This window comes from Pseudarthrobacter sp. PvP004 (assembly GCF_017876035.1).
Classification (GTDB): Bacteria; Actinomycetota; Actinomycetes; order Actinomycetales; family Micrococcaceae; genus Arthrobacter; species Arthrobacter aurescens_A.
The window spans coordinates 1,839,241-1,855,164 of the sequence record NZ_JAGINL010000001.1 but is presented as its reverse complement, the minus strand read 5'-3'; the positions used below and the strand labels follow the sequence as shown (position 1 = coordinate 1,855,164).

Genomic DNA, 15,924 nt, shown 5'->3' with positions numbered 1-15,924 from the left:
AATCAATGTCCAAGAATCAGACCATAGCCATTGTTGGCAGCGGACCAATCGGCTCAGCGTACGCCAGGCTTCTGGTGGAAGGCACACCCGATGCCCGCGTCATCATGTTCGAAGCAGGACCGCAGCTGACCGACCGGCCCGGCGAAAGCGTGCGCAACATCGCCGACCCCGATCAGAAGGCCAAGGCGCGCGAGAAGTCGCAGGGGCCGCAATCCGGGGCATATCGGGAGTCGCTTGGCATCCCGGCCGGGACCGTGACCGAAGGCATGTTCACCGCGCGCCAAGGTACTCATCTCCTGGATTTCGGAGCAGCGGGATCGGCCCACGCAGAGACGTTCCCCGCCGCCGCAGCGGCCACCAACGTCGGGGGTCAAGGCGCCCACTGGACATGCGCGACGCCGTCGCCGGCCTTCAGCGAAAAAGTTCCGTTCATTGCCGACGACGAGTGGGAAGACCTGCTCGCTTCCGCCAAAGACCTGCTGCACGTGCAGAGTGCCGCCTTCGCCGACTCCGGCGTCGGGGCAGCCATCCGTTCCCTGCTGCAGGAGGAGTTTGAGGGCGAATTGCCCGAAGGGTACGGCGTGGATACGCTTCCCGTCGCGGGGGACCCCCAGCCTGACGGTTCCATGCGATGGGCAGGAGCGGACGTCGTCCTAGGACCGCTCATCGATCCCCGGTCCCCATTGTCCGAGAGATTTGAACTCCGTGACCTCTCGCTGGTCCGCCGCGTGGAAACTGATGGAAACCGCACCACAGGGGTCACGGTGGAGGACCTTCGCACGGGGGAGACCACTTTCGTTCCCGCCGACGTCGTGGTGGTAGCAGCGGATGCCTTCCGGTCGCCCCAATTGTTGTGGACTTCCGGGATCAGGCCAGCGGCGTTGGGGCGCTATCTGACAGAACACCCCGTGGTCATCTCCACTGTGGCACTCGATCCTCAGAAAATGGAAAGGTTTGCCAGCGAAGCGGACCTGGAAGCTGAGCTGGCCCGCCGCGCGCAGAATCCTGCCGATCCCGTCGCCGCCGTTAACAGAATCCCGTTTTCTGAACCCGACCACCCCTTCTCCGTCCAGGTCATGTACTCCGAGACGACGCCGTTCCCTATGGCGGCGGATGCGCCGCACGCCCGGAACCGCTGGGGCTACGTCAACATGGGCTACGGGATGCGCAAGCACCCGCGCGTTGAGGACGGCGTGACGTTTGACGACAACGAGCTGGACTACCGGGGATTCCCGAACATGACCATCAGTTATTCCCTCACCGAACGGGAGAATGCGGAGATTGAAGACGCCACCGCACGTCTGCGCCGCGCCGGCAATGCGTTGGGCGTCTTCGTGGCAGAGCCCCGGCTCATGCCGAACGGGTCCAGCCTCCACTACCAAGGAACGATGCGCATGGGTGCGTCCGACGACGGCACATCGGTAGCTGATCCATGGTCGCGTGTGTGGGGCTACGAAAATCTGGTGGTCGGCGGAAACGCGCTCATCCCCACGGCCACAGCCATGAACCCGACACTGATGAGTGTGGCCATAGCGGTTCGCGGGGCGCGGAGAGTAGTGGACGAACTCGCTTCGCGGGGTACTGCGGCAGTTGAAGAAGATCTCGGGCGGGCGCGGGTCTGAGGTGGCGTAGGACGTGTCTTGGAGGTCCCTGCATCGTCCGGACCGGCTGCATTACGACTGTGTGGTGTCCTGTAAGTAGTCACCTAGAACTAGACGATGCACATTTGCAGGCGCCGCACACGGGTGCGGCGATGGTGTCTGGTCCCTGTGTAGGGTGCTCGAAAACGGCCAAAATGGAAGTGTGGACAATGTCTACACTTCCACCTCGGATTGCCTCGTACAACCACCGGACGCCCCGGATTCCGCATGTTTCCGACACTTCCCAGCAATGCCAAGGCCTGGAATCCCGTTCGAGTCCCACCTCGGGCACAGCAAACCCCCTCTACGGAGGGGGTTTTTGCTTTAACGCGTGTACATTTCTGCTTGGTCAGGTCCCTCTGACACTGGCCGTGGGGTGTGCCTGGCGCCGCGGATCGACTGTTTGGTTGTGGGGGAGCAGGTTGAGAATCGTGGTTGTCGGGGCCCTCTGCTGGCCCGGTAGCAGGGCATTACTGTCGTCTCCGCGCAGGAGGCTGAAACGCTCAAGAGCTCCATGACTAACTCGTTGACTGGCTCGTCGTCTATGGCCTTATGGGCGTGGTTGCTTCGTTTCCGACTACGGTGCGCCATGGGCGTGCGGTCCAGGATGTCACGACGCCGTTGATTACGTAGGGATCGGCGGCGGCAAAGGCGCGGGCCGTCTGGAGCGCGTCCGTTCCGGTGAAGATTAATAGTGCGGTGAACGGGCCGTCACCGACGGCACCTCCGAGGACGAGTTCGCCTCGCTCTACCGCCGCCCAGGCTGCCGTGAGATGGGCTGAGCGGTGCGCTTCGCGGGCGTGGAGGTAGTCGTCACCGTAGGTGTATTCAAGGACGGCATGCATTTGGTTTCCCGTTCTGTTCGTGCGTTGGCGTGCGGGGGGTGGTTGTTTACAGGTCGAGGACCCAGGTCTGCTCCATGTAGTCCCCGCCGAACAGGTGCGTGGGTGACTCTGATTGGAGCTCGAACCCTGCTCGTTCATAGAGCCGGCGTGCGGCGGTGAGGTTATTTGTCGTCCAGAGTGACACGTGTTTATACCCGGCCGTGTGTGCGAAGCGGAGGTGTTCTTCGACGAGTCGCGCCCCGATGCCGAGGCCGCGTGCGAGCGGACTGACCAGCAGGACGCGGAGCTTGGCTGTTCGCTCATCGTGGGGCATCAGCATGATGCACCCTGCCCGTTCGCCGTCGACTTCGGCGATCCACGCCGCTTGGCGGCTGTTGTCGGCGGGCTTCGTGTAGTCACTGACGATGCTTGCCACGAATCCCTCAAAATCTTGGCCCCAGGCGCACAGTTCAGCGAAGACTTCGCCGTGGGTCTGCACTATCCAGCCCAAATCACCGGGCAGTTCTGCACGCCGTACGGTGACCCTGTGTTGCTCTTCCGCGATCACTCTGACTCATCTTCCTGTTCACTGACACAAGCGTGTCAGTGGTTTTGGTAGAGTATCGGCATGGACGATCGGTCAGCAACTCCTTCAGCTCGGCAGGTCGAGCTGCTCGAAGCGGCTTACCAGTATGTGCTGCAGCATGGAATCTCCGGGCTGTCCCTGCGTCCGCTGGCCGCTGCGATCGGGTCCAGCACGCGTGTCTTGCTGTTCCTGTTCGGGAGCAAGGAGGGGCTCATTCGGGCTCTACTCGATCGTGCCCGTGCGGAGGAACTGGAAGCTCTTCACGAGCTGATGCCGGAGCGCCGGGGGTTGGCGGCTGGTGTCGAGGTGCTCTGGGAATGGCTTTCCTCGGAGGTCCATCGGCCGCTGCTCCTGCTGTGGGTGGAATCTTATAGTCGATCACTCGCTGACCAGGGCGGGCCATGGGCTGACTTTGCGCAAGGGACCGTGACGAGGTGGCTGGACATCCTTGCGCAGTGCCAAGACGAGGGTGATCGGATCAGCCCGTCGGGCGAAGTCGAACGGACACTGGCTCTTGCCGTGCTCAGGGGCGCGTTGCTCGACCTTTTGGCCACGTCGGACGTTGCCCGTTCATCGGCGGCGGTGCGGCACTACGCCACTCGCATGAACGCTCAGAACATCTGAAAGGCATTCCCCAAGTCCGACATCACCGCTGAGGCAGCTGATTAGTTTTTGCTGAAGATCAGGCTGACGTTCTGGCCGCCAAATCCGAAGGAGTTGGACAGTGCTGTGGGAGGTGTTCCGTGGCGTTGTTTGTTGATGTGGCGCTGTTCGGTAACCAGGTCCAGTCCGATCTCCGGGTCCACGTTTCCGGGATGGAGGTTTCGGGTGGGAGGGATGATCCCCTGCGCAACGCTCCGGGCAGCGATGATGGCTTCGACAGCGCCGGCGGCCCCGAAGAGGTGTCCAAGGGATGCTTTGGGCGCAGTCACGGGGGTGTTGTCGCTGAAGATGGCCCTGATGGCTTTCGCCTCAGCGAGGTCGCCAAGGGTGGTGCCGGTGGCGTGGGCATTGACGTGACCTACCTCCGCGCCGTTCATGTCGGCGTCGCTGAGGGCTTTGGTGATGGCGGTGATCTGGCCTTCGCCATCGTCCGCCGGTGCCGTCACGTGGAAGGCATCGGAGGTGATTCCCACTCCGCGCAGGACCGCCTGGACGGTGGCGCCGCGGGCCGTGGCGTGTTCGGCGCTTTCGAGCACAACGATGCCTGCTCCCTCGCCGAGGACGAAGCCGTCGCGGTCGGAGGCGAAGGGGCGTGAGGCGGAAGCGGGCTCGGCCGTGAGGGTTGAGAGGGCCCTCGTTTGCAGGAAGGCGGCGACGGTGAAGGGCGTGATCGCGGCTTCGGCGCCGCCGGCAATGACGACATCAGCTTCGCCGGAGCGGATCAGCCTGGCGGCCAGGGCGATGGCTTCGGCGCCGGAGGAACATGCTGAGACCGGGGTGTATGAACCTGCCTTGGCGCCGTAGCGGATGCTCACGGCCGCGGCGGGTCCGTTGGCCATGAGCATCGGTACGGCGCGTGGGGAGACGCGGCGCTGTCCGCGGTTCTCCAGGGTGTCGTCCTCGCGGAGTAGTGTGCCGATTCCGCCCACGCCTGTTCCGATGGCTACGGCCAGTCGGGTGCCGTCCACCTGGGGTGAACCGGCATCCGCCCAGGCTTCCGCCGCGGCAACCAGGGCGGCTTGCTGAACCCGGTCCAGTCGTTTGGCTTCGACGGCGTCAAGTCCGGTGGCGGGGTCGGTAGCCATGGGTGCGGCGATGGTGACCGGGAGTCCGCTGTCCCGCAACATCTCCTCCCCGACGTCCCGCACCCCTGATACGCCCTCAAGGAGGGCGGCCCAGGTGCTCTCGACGGTGCCTCCCAGCGGCGTGGTCGCGCCCATTCCTGTCACAGCGATATCTCGTTCCCTCATGACAACTCCTTTTCTTGTATGCCATACAAGATATCCAGAGAGTTGTATGAAGTACAATTTTCCTCATGATCGCAGAGCGCAAGGGCAAGCGTCAGCCGGGGGGCCCAACTCAAGCCCGTGGCCACTCAACCCGGGGGCGGATCCTGGACAGCGCGGTCAAGCTCTACCTCGCCACCCCCTCCGATGCGGTGAGCGTGGCGGCCATTGCCGCCGATGCCGGAGTATTTCCCAATCAGGTGACCTACTACTTTGGTTCCAAGGACTCGCTCTTCATCCACGCAGCCTTCCTTGCCCTCCTCCACGACGCCGAGCGCATTGAGGCCATCGGCCACAGCGCCGGGAGTCCGGAGTCATTTCGTAGGAACATGTCCCGCACAGCGCTGATGCTCCCGTCGATGCCGCTGGTGGTGCGTGCCTTGGCTGTGGGGACATCCCGGCCATCCCTCGCTGCGGTAGTGGACCAGCACCTGAATCTGCTCTTCCGCCAGTCCGAGCGCTACCTTAGCCGCCTTCTGGCCCAGCGGGACTGGGAAGTGCAACGCGCCCTTCGTGTGGAAACCAGGACGTTTTGGAGCGCAGCCTTCGGAGCCACTCTCCTGTCGCAGGCCGGCGTCACGGGCTCCGGAAGCGACGTGGACCTGGCCGGCACGCTGACGGTCCATTCAAAGGGAGAGGTCTAAGCGGCGGGCGGTGGGCAGCTACTCTAAGGCCCAAGGGTGTGGGATCACGGCCCAGGGGTCAATCGGGCGGCCTGGCTCGAATTCGACTTCCATACAGGTCAGGGTAAGGGTGAGCGGTGACATTATGGGCCAAGCCACGGGGCCCGCTAGTTCTGACGCGGAAGGTGAGCGATAACGGACGGTCGGCGTATGGGTGATGACCCGCTTGTCCCGGCCCAAGTGGTGCGGCTCTCCCAGATGAACCTTCGGGCCAATAGCGGACTCTCCTTCAGAAGGAGGACGATGGGCTGACCAAAGATGTAGCCCCGTTATACCGGCTGACAGTGCGAATTGTGCCTTCGGAGATGGCTCTTTGAATGACTTTCAATGCATATGCCTTCAAAGTCATAATTGCCTATGGAACTTTTCTGGCCGGACAGCTTTGACGAGCAGCTGGACCGACTCGAAGAGGAGGCCGAAAGCGGTGATGAGAGGGCTGAGGCTGTATTCGAATATGTAGCCGCAGAGATGGACTATCTGCGGCGCCTGAGCGCACCACCCGCCGAAGAGACTCCGACACCCAAAACGGTGCGTCAGGCGAAGAGGTACCAAGTATGGCGGGTTTCTCACCCGTACCATCACGGGATCGCCGTCCGACTGATCGTCTGGTTTCCACACGATGAGAACGCAGCGGTGGTGGCCCTGTTTTCGGGTGATAAAGCCAACATGGGCGATGTCTTCTACGACAGTGTGGGAAGCAGAGCTGACCAAATAATCGATCAATGGATCAGAGAAGGGGAGGTTGATGAAAATGGTGAGGAAGACATTTAGGAAGGGCGATGACCGGCTCGGACGTATCCTGGCAAAGCCGGGTATGACAGAACGCGTAGCCGAAATTCGGGATGCTTCCGCACGCGAGGACCGTATTTACGCCCTTAACCTAGCCACAATTCGCAAGGCCGCAGAACTGACACAGGATGACTTGGCCCAGAGGCTTGGAATAGATCAGAGTGTTGTTTCGAAGACAGAGCGCCGCGAAGACATGCTTCTGTCAACGCTTATGGACTATCTCTCAGCCGCGGGCGTAGAAGACGCAAAGATGGTGGTGCACGTTAACGGCCGCGAAATTGAACTGGACCTCCGCAGTCTGCAGCATCAAGTGCAGGGCTGAGAACGTTTGCGGAAGGACCTGGCATCGCAACCCAGAGGGGACTCCGCATAGTCGAGCTTGCTTCCGGTGATGTGGGCACTGCTGACGCGGCTGGGGGAGTGCGGCCGGTCTCAAGAGTCATGTGAATGGGGCAAAAGGAAGTGTGGACAATGTCCACACTTTCCACCCCGGACTGGCCCGGATTCCTTATGTTTCCGCCACTTCCCAGGTGTTCCCAAGGCCCTGAATCCCGTTCGAGTCCCACCTCGGGCACAGCATACCCCCTCGTCAGAGGGGGTTTTTGCTTTAATGTGTGCACAAATGTGGACATGAGACTCTGATGTGTGGTGCCGGCTCGTGCCTGGCCGCCGGTTGGCCTGTTCAGTTATGGGGGAGCGGGTTCAAGGTCTTGGCTGGGCGGCCCTCCGCTTGCTCTTTACCGAGGTTCGTACTTCCATTCCGGTTGCATGGCGGCCAGGGTTAGCCGCTCACTACTCCATACGCCCGGGTAGTCCTGAGAACATGACTTTGAGCGACTCCTTCCGGAGTCTTTCCAGAGTTGTTGCTGTGTCCTCGAGGGAAGACGTGCGCCTGCCGGAACTTAGACCGAACAATGGATATGTGGAGACCAACCCTCGCTCATTCCGAAGCATTGGCCATGATTTACCACTCCCGGCGGTCCCGATTGGTGGGGGAACGAGATGCCGATAGATACCGGCGACCTCCTGAACAGCTACCCGGCCATCCCGCCGCAGCTGACCCTCCTGCTAGAAATCCGCCGCAAGAATCGTACGGGACAGGACGACGGCCCGGTCGGTGAGTTCAGCAAGCTCGGCATTGTCGCATTCCGGTGATGCCCACCGGGTGGCTCCTTCGAGGAGCGTCACGACGACTTTGACCCGTTCTTCAGCCTGTGGAAAGCCCATGTCAACGGCGGCGGCGACGTACATGTTTTGGTGGAGGTTCACCCAATCGTCTACCTGGGAACGCAGCTCGCTGGGGAGAATGTTGGCCATCCTGTCGGTCGCAACCAGAAGGTCCCAGAGGTTGCTTTCGGGGAGTCTCACCTGGCGGGTGAAGTGCAGCCGGACCATGCAATCCCAAAATTCGGATGCCGATTGCGCGTGGTCCACGGCCTCCAGTAGTGCTTGGCCGAAGCGGTGGAAATGCCAGCGCAGCGATTCGGCGACGATCTCGTCCCGTCCGCCCGGGAAATGCGAGTAGAGGCTGGGTGGCTTGATGTTGACGGCATTGGCGATGGTGCGCATCGATACGGAGTTGAATCCGCTGGCAATGGCCAACTCCAGAAAGGCTTCAAGGATGTGCCGCCTTGATGCTCCTTGGCCAGCCCAATCCCATTCCTCCAGACGGTGCGCGAACGTGTCGCGGGCGGACTTGTAGGACGTGCTGCTCATGATGTGACCCTAACAGTCGGGTGGACGCTGCCTCATTTATCGTGACGCGAAGGGCGTTCGAAGTTCAGTCCAACTCTACAGAAACTCTTGGCTAACGACCATTAGTTAGGTACTCTGAAAGTGGCGCAAAGCAGCACCCGCTGGCTCCGCCGTCTGAACGCCTTAGCGGAAGGAACGAGTCATGGATATCGAGGATTCGAGCCGGGGGGCCAAAGGAAGCACCATCATTTTGGGCAGCGGCCTCTCTGGCATGGTGGCCGCTTATATCAGCGCCCGGGCGCTGGAAGACGACGCCACCCACGACCCAAACTGGCGCGCGCAACAGGCTTTCCGTCCTAAAGGCCGAGGCTGGAGAAGCAAGTGGCTGGCTTCGCGCCGTGGCGGCACCGCCGTCGTCTCCTGACAACCTCCACCCCACGAAGGAACGTGTTTGATATGGCCGCTGCTGAAGTCCTTTCTCCTTGGTTGCCCCATGAGTCGCTGCGCCAAACAGACCGGCTGCGCGAACTCTTCCTGATGCAGCCTCACGCTGACCTCACCGGAATCCGGCCGATTGTGGCACGCTCCTGGTACAGAAGCCGTGCGGCTGGCGTCGACGCTGTGGTGGACCGGGGATTCTTTGATGAAGGCCGGGTGGACGAGTTCACCATCAGTGCTGCGGGCCCGCACTTGCAGAAATTGGATGAAGTCGCAGCTGACATGGGAGGCTACGTCAACATCACAGCCCCGAACGGAGTCCTCGTCAAGGCAGACTTCCTGCGCGACGACGGCTTTCCAGCAGGGTATTCACTCTTGGAAGAGAGTTGCGGCAGCAACGGAGAAGGTCTCGCTCTGGAAGAAGGGCGGGGCGTCTGGCTCGCACCGGAGGAACACTTCCGCGAAGACATGAGGGGCAACTGGTGTTTCGCTTCCTTGGTCCGTGATCCCTTCCACAACCGGGTCCGGGCTGTTATCGGTCTTACGTTGCCGGCCAACAGGGTCTCCGCGCTGGAACCGTCATCGACCCTGCTGATGCTTGAGGGGGTTGCATCCCGAATCGAACGCGACATCGAGGTCCGCACGTCATCCAGGGAACGGGCGCTGCTCAGCGAATACTTGACGGTCTCGCGCCGCAGGGGCAATCGCGCCGTGATTGCCTTGGATGGCAAGAACTCCCTTCTCAATGCCTCCGCAACCGCTAGCTTGGAGGACAGCGACTTCTCCATCATTTCGGGCTACGCAAAAGCGGTGATGTCCTCCGGTCGGGAAATGAACTATGAGGTATCGCTTCAGGGACCCGGGCGTTCCACGCTTGAAGTTTCACCGGTGACGCTCTCTGCATCCAATGTCGGTGCCATCGTGGTTGTCCGTCCTCATGTTCCTGTGAAGGTGCGCATTTCCGAGTCCGTCAGCGACCTTAATAGACCGGAACCATCATTGCCGGACACTACGAACCGGCTCATGAAGCATTTGGACGGGACAAGCATGGGTTTCAAACGTGCCCTGAATCTGGCCCGCAAAGCTGTAGAGCAAGAACGCTCAGTGGTAGTGATCGGTGAACTGGGCAGCGGTAAGCGCAGGTTGGCCGGCGCCATTGCGTCGATGCGTGGTGAGCAGATGGTGGTAGATGCGAGGACTGGGGCGCTGAGGAATCCGCAAATTCGGGACGTGATTCACCGCGTGTCCACGGAGCTTCCGCCAACTTTGGTTGTTGAACACGCCGACGAACTCTCCCAAAATGAAGCCGCCGAGCTGGTCAGTAACCTGAGAGGCAACACCACCACCAAACTGGCGTTCACTATCACTCACCCCACGGATGCCACCCTCCTGCTCTCGGACGCATTCGACGTCCTGGAAATCTCGGTGGAGCCCTTGCGTAATCGCAGGGAAGACATCCCACCGCTTGCTTCTGCCATCGCCGCAGAGATGGGCGACCGGAAACTGTCCCGCCGTCTCCTCACCACCCTGACTCACGCGGATTGGCCCAGGAACATCGATCAACTGCGGGCCGTCGTGTCGAATGCCGTGGAGCGTGCCGCCGGGGCCGAAGTGACTGTGGACGATCTTCCTCAGGGCTACCACAGGGTCCTTACCAAGGGGCGGCTGTCCAGGCTGGAGGACGCCGAGCTCAGTGAGCTCCGCACGGCCCTCCAGGAAGCCGATGGCAACCGCAGCCTGGCAGCAGTGGCCTTGCAGATTGGCCGTTCCACCCTCTACCGCCGGATGGACTACTTCCGCAGCCGCGGATTCGACCTCTAATTCGGGAACTTAAGGCAGCCGGCTACCGCTTAGGGCCGGCTGCTTTTTGCTGCCTGCCAAACAGCCTGGCGAAGCTGGGACAGTGTCCCACCCAGGTGTCTCGATCTGGTACGGATCAGCCATACGGACCCGCGTTCTACTTGAAACTACCCGGACACCGGCACCCCTCCACGGGGCGCTGGCAGATCAAGAGGGTACAAAAACGAACAGGACGACGACTATGACCCGCGATGCCCACGGAACCATTCTTGTGGCCCCACATCACTTTCCGAACCTGGACCGCGAGCACGCGCTCGCCAAGGAGTTCGGTTACACACTCAATCCGGCTGCCGACGCCGATTCCTTTCGCAAAGGACTTCCCGACGCCGACATCGTGATGATCACTCCGTACGCGAAACTCACGGCGGTGGACTTCCCTCTGATGTCCAACTGCAAGGCTGTCATCAGGTATGGAATCGGCTACGACAACATTGATGTTGCCGCAGCTACCGAGGCCGGCATTCCGGTATCCATTGTCCCTGGGACTGCGTCGGAAGAAGTTGCCTCGCATGCTTTTGCCATGGGCCTGGCCTTGGCCCGCAGGTTGCCTGCTGGTAATGCGTCCATCCGGGACCTCGGCTGGGCCGGGACCATCGGCTACGACACCCCGGTTCTTTCCGAACTAGAGGTCGGCGTTTTGGGAATGGGCCGCATCGGCCAGCACGTTGCCCGCATGTATCAAGCTGTTGGGGCACAGGTCCGGGCCTACGACCCATTCGTCACGGAGAGCTTTGTGGACCTGACCACTCTGGAAGACATCCTGGAGAATTCCGACGTCGTCTCACTGCACCTGCCGCTGACTGCGGATACGGCCAACCTCATTTCCAAGGATGTTCTGGCCCGGATGCGCAAAGGTGCGGTGGTTGTCAACGTGTCTCGTGGCGGCCTCATCGAGGAATCAGCCCTTGCCCAGGCGCTCACCTCCGGGCACATTGCCGGCGCCGGCATCGACACCTTCGCCGAAGAGCCACTCGGTGCTGAACACCCGCTTCGTTCAGCGCCCAACACCATCCTGACGCCCCACATTGCGTGGCGTTCCAACCGCTCCACGGGTGCTCTGCAGGAGGGCGCCGTGGAGAGGGTCCGCCTGGCTTTGACGGGGCAGCCGCTGATCGACCTCGTGAACTGAAAGACTGGAGAGAACCAAGTGGGAACAGAGCAAAAGAACGCCATCACGCAGAACCACCCCGCGGAGGATCCACATCTGCGCAGGGGACCCCGCGGCTTCCCGTTGCTGCCCGGCGGCTATGGCCGATCGACGTACTACACAGGTGCCCCGAGCCCTTACGCCATCCGGGGCGAGGGGTACCGTGTCTGGGATGACCGCGGCCACGAACTGATCGATGCAAACAACAATTTCACGTCCCTGATACACGGCAACGCCCACCCTGAGATCACGGAGGCCGCCACCAAGGCACTCACAGCCGGTGCCAGCTGGGGAATCCCCAACCTCTACGAGTGGGACCTGGCCGACCTGCTGTTGTCCCGTCTACCCGACCTCGATCAGGTGCGGTTTGCCAACTCCGGCACGGAAGCGGTGATGTCCGCGATTCGCATTGCGCGGGCCAGTACCGGGCGGGAACGCGTCATAGTCACCAAGGGCGGCTACCACGGCACATCCGAGGTCGCTCTGGTTCCAGGCGGCCCCTCCTACCAGAGGGGAGTCACTCAGGGTGTCATTAATGACGTCACTGCGGTGCCGCTCAACGATGTCGAGGCCCTGCGTCAGGAGGTGGAGGCAGCACCGGAATCCTATGCTGCGATAATCCTTGACCTGCTGCCGAACCGTGCTGGCCTGCTCCGGATTTCCGAGGACTTCGTTCACACGGCCCGTGAGTTGGCCACGCGGTACGGGATCGTTCTGATCATTGACGAGGTCATCAGCCTTCGGCTTGGTTTCAACGGCTTCAGTGGAGAGTACGGCGTTTCTCCGGACTTGCTCACCACAGGAAAGTTGATTGGCGGAGGGTTCCCCGTGGGAGCAGTGGCTGGTCGTGCTGAGCTGATGGCCGAAGTGGATCCGACCCGCCCCGGCAGCTTGCCACACGGCGGCACGTTCTCGGGGAACCCGGTCAGTATGGCAGCCGGAGCAGTTGCTTTACGCCTTTTCACTCAAGAAGAAGTCAAGAGACTGAATCACCTCGGCGACACAACACGGGACGCCGTGAACGCGCGGATCGCAGACGCCGGCTGGGAAATACGTGGGCGGGGTTCGCTGCTGCGGGCTGTTCCCTCAGGCGCGGAGAAAGTGGGCGAGCGCACCCAGCATGAACTGTGGTGGGCGTCCTATGAGCGGGGTTTGCTCGGCTCGCCAGCCAACCTGCTGTCCTTGTCCACGCCCATGGACGAAAAGGTCGCGGAGGACATCGCAGATCGACTGACCGATGCCGTGCTCGCCGTGGCAGATGGCACGGCCACGAAAGGGGAGAAGTAACCATGAAGATCGTCTCCTACAAACACGAATCCGGCGTTCGCGGCGGTGTCCTGATCGACGACGCTGTCTATGATCTCGAACTGCTGCTCCAAGGATCCACGGACGCAGTTCACGGCGCCACCAGCTCCGTCCGAGGTTTCCTGGACCTTTACGGCGACCGGATCCCGGCGATCTCGGCGGGGATCGCTGCTGTAGCAGCTGAGGACCCCGTGGCCCGCGTCGGCGCGTTGTCTGAGGTTACCTTGACCACCCCTGTGGCGGACCCGTCAAAGGTGCTCTGCATCGGCCTCAATTACAAGGACCACGTGGCCGAAACCGGAAGGGCGTTCCCTGAATACCCGGATGTGTTCGCAAAATTTGCGTCAACGATGATCGGCCCACAGGACGAAATCGGCGGAACCCGGGTCAGTGAAAACCTCGACTTTGAAGGGGAAGTCGCTGTGGTGATTGGCCGCCGGGCCAGTGAAGTGTCTGAGGACGAAGCCTTGGACTACGTTGCCGCACTGGCGCCCCTGAACGACATCACCGCACGAGATCTCCAGTACCGCGGCACCCAATGGCTGGCCGGTAAGGCCGTTGACGGTTCCACCCCCTGGGGTCCTGCGCTGGTAACGCTGGACGAAGTGGGGGACCCGCAGGCACTGGACATCACCACGCGGGTAAACGGCATCGAAGTCCAGCATTCCAACACGCAATACCAGATCTTCTCCATCGCCCGTGTTGTCTCTTACCTGTCGAGCTTCCTCACCCTCGAACCCGGAGACGTCATTGCCACAGGTACACCGCAAGGCATCGGCGCCAAGCGCAACCCTCCCGTCTGGCTCGAACCGGGCGACACGGTCGAAATTGAGATCGAAAAGGTCGGGCTGCTCCGCAACCGCGTGGCCAAGCCCCAGCGATAAACACTTCAACTCCTAGAAAGACAGAAATCCCATGAGCGAAGTACAAACACAACCGGGTGAAGCGAGGTACCGCATCGCCGTCGATACCGGTGGCACGTTCACAGATGTGGTGGTCGGATCAGATACAGGGGACATGGCCGTTGGCAAGGCCCTGACCACTTACGACCGCGTCTTCACCGGCTTCGAAGCCTCTGTCCGCCGCGCTGCCGAATCTGTTGGCTGGAGCGGCGATGACGTCCTGCGGAACGCAGATGTCATTGTCTACGGCACCACCCACGCCACCAACGCTGTTCTCACCGGCAAAGTGGCCAAAACGGCACTGCTGACCACGGACGGTTTTGCCGACACCCTCCTGCTCCGTGAAGGTGGCCGCAGGGATGCCTTCGATTCAAAGGCCGCCTACCCGCCGCCCTACATTCCCCGCCAGCTGACCTTCGAAATCACCGAGCGCATCTCTGCCGAGGGCGACGTCCTGGTGTCACTGGACGAAGAGCAGGTCCGCGAAGTCCTCGGATCCTTCAAGGAACAGGGCATCGAAGCCGTAGCAGTCTCCTTCCTGTGGTCCATCATCAACGATGCCCACGAGAAGCGGGTTGCCGAGCTGATCCAGGAAATCCTCCCCGGAGTTCCGTACACGCTCTCCAACGCGGCAAACCCCACCATCCGCGAATATCGACGCTCCTCGGCAGCCTCGATCGACGCTTCCCTGAAGCCGTTGATGGCCGACCACTTGGGCAAGCTCCGCTCGGACCTCCAGGAGTACGGTTTCGCGGGGGACCTCTTGGTGGTCACCTCCGAAGGTGCCGTCCTCGACGTCGCCGATGTCCTTGACCGTCCCGTCCTGCTTCTGAACTCCGGCCCGTCCATGGCACCGTTGGTGGGCGCGGCTGCTGCTCCAGACCACGACACCGTGGTGGTCTGCGACATGGGCGGCACCACCTTCGATGTTTCCTTGGTGGAGAACGGCGTGGTCCGTCACACCCGTGAGGCGTGGCTGGGGGAGCCGTTCGTCGGTCACCTCACCGGTTTGTCCTCCGTCGCGGTGTCCAGCATTGGCGCCGGCGGCGGCAGCATCGCCTGGATCGACGGCGGCGGGCTGCTTCGCGTGGGCCCGCAGAGTGCACGCAGCACCCCCGGTCCGGCAGCCTACGGCCGCGGCGGCGAAGAACCAACCGTCACGGACGCTTGCGTGGCGCTCGGCTACCTCGACACAGAGGGCTTCGAAGGTGGCTTCACCCTGAACCGCGAGGCTGCCATTAAGGCCATTGACACCCGCATCGCCGGGCCGCTGAAGATGGACACCCTGCAAGCTGCCCAGGCCATCCTGGATGTCTCCGCCAACCACATGGCCACCGCCATCCGACAGTCCGCCCTCGAACAGGGCGTTGATCCCCGGGGCGCGCTCATTGTTGCCGGCGGTGGCGCAGGTGCCATGGTCGCAGCGATCATTGGCAGGCTGCTGGAAGCCGACACCGTCCTTGTCCCGGCGACCGCCGGCGTCCTGGCCGCCTACGGCGCCCACCGCGCCCCGATCGCCACAGAGTTCCTCTCTCCGCTGCACAACGACACCCGCAGTTTCGACGCCGGTTCGGCCTCCCGTGCTGTGGAGGACCTGACAGCCAAGGCTGAGGTCTTCGTGAAGCGCTTCGATGGCGTGGGAAACGAGCCCAACGTCACCTACTTCGTTGATGCCCGCTACCCGGGCCAAGCCTGGGACCTTCGTGTCTACCTGGACGCTGCGCCAGATACCGCAAGCGACGCCGCAGGGATCATTGAACGCGCCTTCCACGAAGAGCACGACCGTCGCAACGGCACGCACGATCCTGATAGCCGGGTGGAGATCATCACCTGGGGTGTCCGCGTGGAAATCCCGCGGCCGGAACACACCAAGGAAGAAGCGGGGATCAGCCGGGAGACCGAAGTCCACCGCACCGACTCCATTGTCTTCGGTGGAGAGAGCTTCAGCACTCAGCGCTACCGCGGAGTCACCCTTGCCCCTCGGGACAAGATCGAAGGCCCGGCCGTCATCGACCAACCCACAACCACCATCGTGGTCCCACCAGAGTGGAACGCCACGCTTGACGAACGATCCAACATCTACCTCACCCGTAAGGAGGCGTAGGA

15 protein-coding genes are annotated in these 15,924 nt (G+C 62.0%); 11 read left to right on the top strand and 4 right to left on the bottom strand.

From position 1 onward, the window contains the following. Positions 1-5 precede the first annotated feature (5 nt). Positions 6-1,622 (top strand): GMC oxidoreductase, encoded by a 1,617-nt coding sequence (locus J3A64_RS08415; protein ID WP_210064054.1) that lies wholly within the window; start codon positions 6-8, stop codon positions 1,620-1,622. 560 nt (positions 1,623-2,182) lie between these two features. Here J3A64_RS08415 and J3A64_RS08410 read toward each other — a convergent pair. Further along, a complete protein-coding gene (locus tag J3A64_RS08410; RefSeq protein ID WP_210064053.1) occupies positions 2,183-2,485 on the bottom strand; it encodes a YciI-like protein in 303 nt (100 codons plus the stop codon). Between the two features lie 46 nt (positions 2,486-2,531). Next, entirely contained in the window at positions 2,532-3,032 is a 501-nt protein-coding gene (locus J3A64_RS08405) for a GNAT family N-acetyltransferase (protein WP_210064052.1), read from the bottom strand. A gap of 60 nt (positions 3,033-3,092) precedes the next feature. Here J3A64_RS08405 and J3A64_RS08400 point away from each other — a divergent pair, with 60 nt between their 5' ends. Next, on the top strand, positions 3,093-3,674 hold the full coding sequence (locus J3A64_RS08400; protein ID WP_210064051.1) for a TetR/AcrR family transcriptional regulator: 582 nt from the start codon (positions 3,093-3,095) through the stop codon (positions 3,672-3,674). A 41-nt stretch (positions 3,675-3,715) separates the two neighbouring features. On the opposite strand, the gene J3A64_RS08395 is transcribed toward J3A64_RS08400, so the two are convergent. Next, positions 3,716-4,963, bottom strand: a complete 1,248-nt coding sequence (locus J3A64_RS08395) for a beta-ketoacyl synthase (protein ID WP_210064050.1) — start codon at positions 4,961-4,963, stop codon at positions 3,716-3,718. A gap of 65 nt (positions 4,964-5,028) precedes the next feature. Between J3A64_RS08395 and J3A64_RS08390 the strand changes: the two genes are divergently transcribed. The 3 genes from J3A64_RS08390 to J3A64_RS08380 all read left to right on the top strand — a co-directional run bounded on the left by J3A64_RS08390 (position 5,029) and on the right by J3A64_RS08380 (position 6,793). After that, positions 5,029-5,643, top strand: a complete 615-nt coding sequence (locus J3A64_RS08390; RefSeq protein WP_014921490.1) for a TetR/AcrR family transcriptional regulator C-terminal domain-containing protein — start codon at positions 5,029-5,031, stop codon at positions 5,641-5,643. 396 nt (positions 5,644-6,039) lie between these two features. Next, positions 6,040-6,453 carry a hypothetical protein gene (locus J3A64_RS08385; RefSeq protein WP_210064049.1) on the top strand — a complete coding sequence of 138 codons (414 nt, stop codon included), beginning with the start codon at positions 6,040-6,042 and terminating at the stop codon, positions 6,451-6,453. Next, positions 6,428-6,793 carry a helix-turn-helix transcriptional regulator gene (locus tag J3A64_RS08380; RefSeq protein ID WP_043470057.1) on the top strand — a complete coding sequence of 122 codons (366 nt, stop codon included), beginning with the start codon at positions 6,428-6,430 and terminating at the stop codon, positions 6,791-6,793. The genes J3A64_RS08385 and J3A64_RS08380 overlap by 26 nt, the downstream gene beginning before the upstream one ends. A gap of 746 nt (positions 6,794-7,539) precedes the next feature. Here the strand turns inward: J3A64_RS08380 and J3A64_RS08375 are convergent. Then, positions 7,540-8,187 (bottom strand): TetR/AcrR family transcriptional regulator, encoded by a 648-nt coding sequence (locus J3A64_RS08375; RefSeq protein WP_017197445.1) that lies wholly within the window; start codon positions 8,185-8,187, stop codon positions 7,540-7,542. A 181-nt stretch (positions 8,188-8,368) separates the two neighbouring features. Here J3A64_RS08375 and J3A64_RS08370 point away from each other — a divergent pair, with 181 nt between their 5' ends. The 6 genes from J3A64_RS08370 (at position 8,369) to J3A64_RS08345 (ending at position 15,922) form a co-directional block, all read left to right on the top strand. Continuing rightward, positions 8,369-8,590: a hypothetical protein gene (locus tag J3A64_RS08370; protein WP_014921494.1), complete on the top strand. Its 222-nt coding sequence runs from the start codon at positions 8,369-8,371 to the stop codon at positions 8,588-8,590. 32 nt (positions 8,591-8,622) lie between these two features. Then, positions 8,623-10,425 (top strand): sigma-54-dependent Fis family transcriptional regulator, encoded by a 1,803-nt coding sequence (locus tag J3A64_RS08365; protein ID WP_017197446.1) that lies wholly within the window; start codon positions 8,623-8,625, stop codon positions 10,423-10,425. Positions 10,426-10,645: 220 nt separating this feature from the next. Beyond that, a complete protein-coding gene (locus J3A64_RS08360; RefSeq protein ID WP_017197447.1) occupies positions 10,646-11,593 on the top strand; it encodes a C-terminal binding protein in 948 nt (315 codons plus the stop codon). A gap of 18 nt (positions 11,594-11,611) precedes the next feature. Beyond that, positions 11,612-12,898 carry an aspartate aminotransferase family protein gene (locus tag J3A64_RS08355; protein ID WP_017197448.1) on the top strand — a complete coding sequence of 429 codons (1,287 nt, stop codon included), beginning with the start codon at positions 11,612-11,614 and terminating at the stop codon, positions 12,896-12,898. A gap of 2 nt (positions 12,899-12,900) precedes the next feature. Then, positions 12,901-13,800: a fumarylacetoacetate hydrolase family protein gene (locus tag J3A64_RS08350; RefSeq protein ID WP_210064048.1), complete on the top strand. Its 900-nt coding sequence runs from the start codon at positions 12,901-12,903 to the stop codon at positions 13,798-13,800. 31 nt (positions 13,801-13,831) lie between these two features. Beyond that, positions 13,832-15,922: a hydantoinase/oxoprolinase family protein gene (locus tag J3A64_RS08345; protein ID WP_017197450.1), complete on the top strand. Its 2,091-nt coding sequence runs from the start codon at positions 13,832-13,834 to the stop codon at positions 15,920-15,922. Positions 15,923-15,924 lie beyond the last annotated feature (2 nt).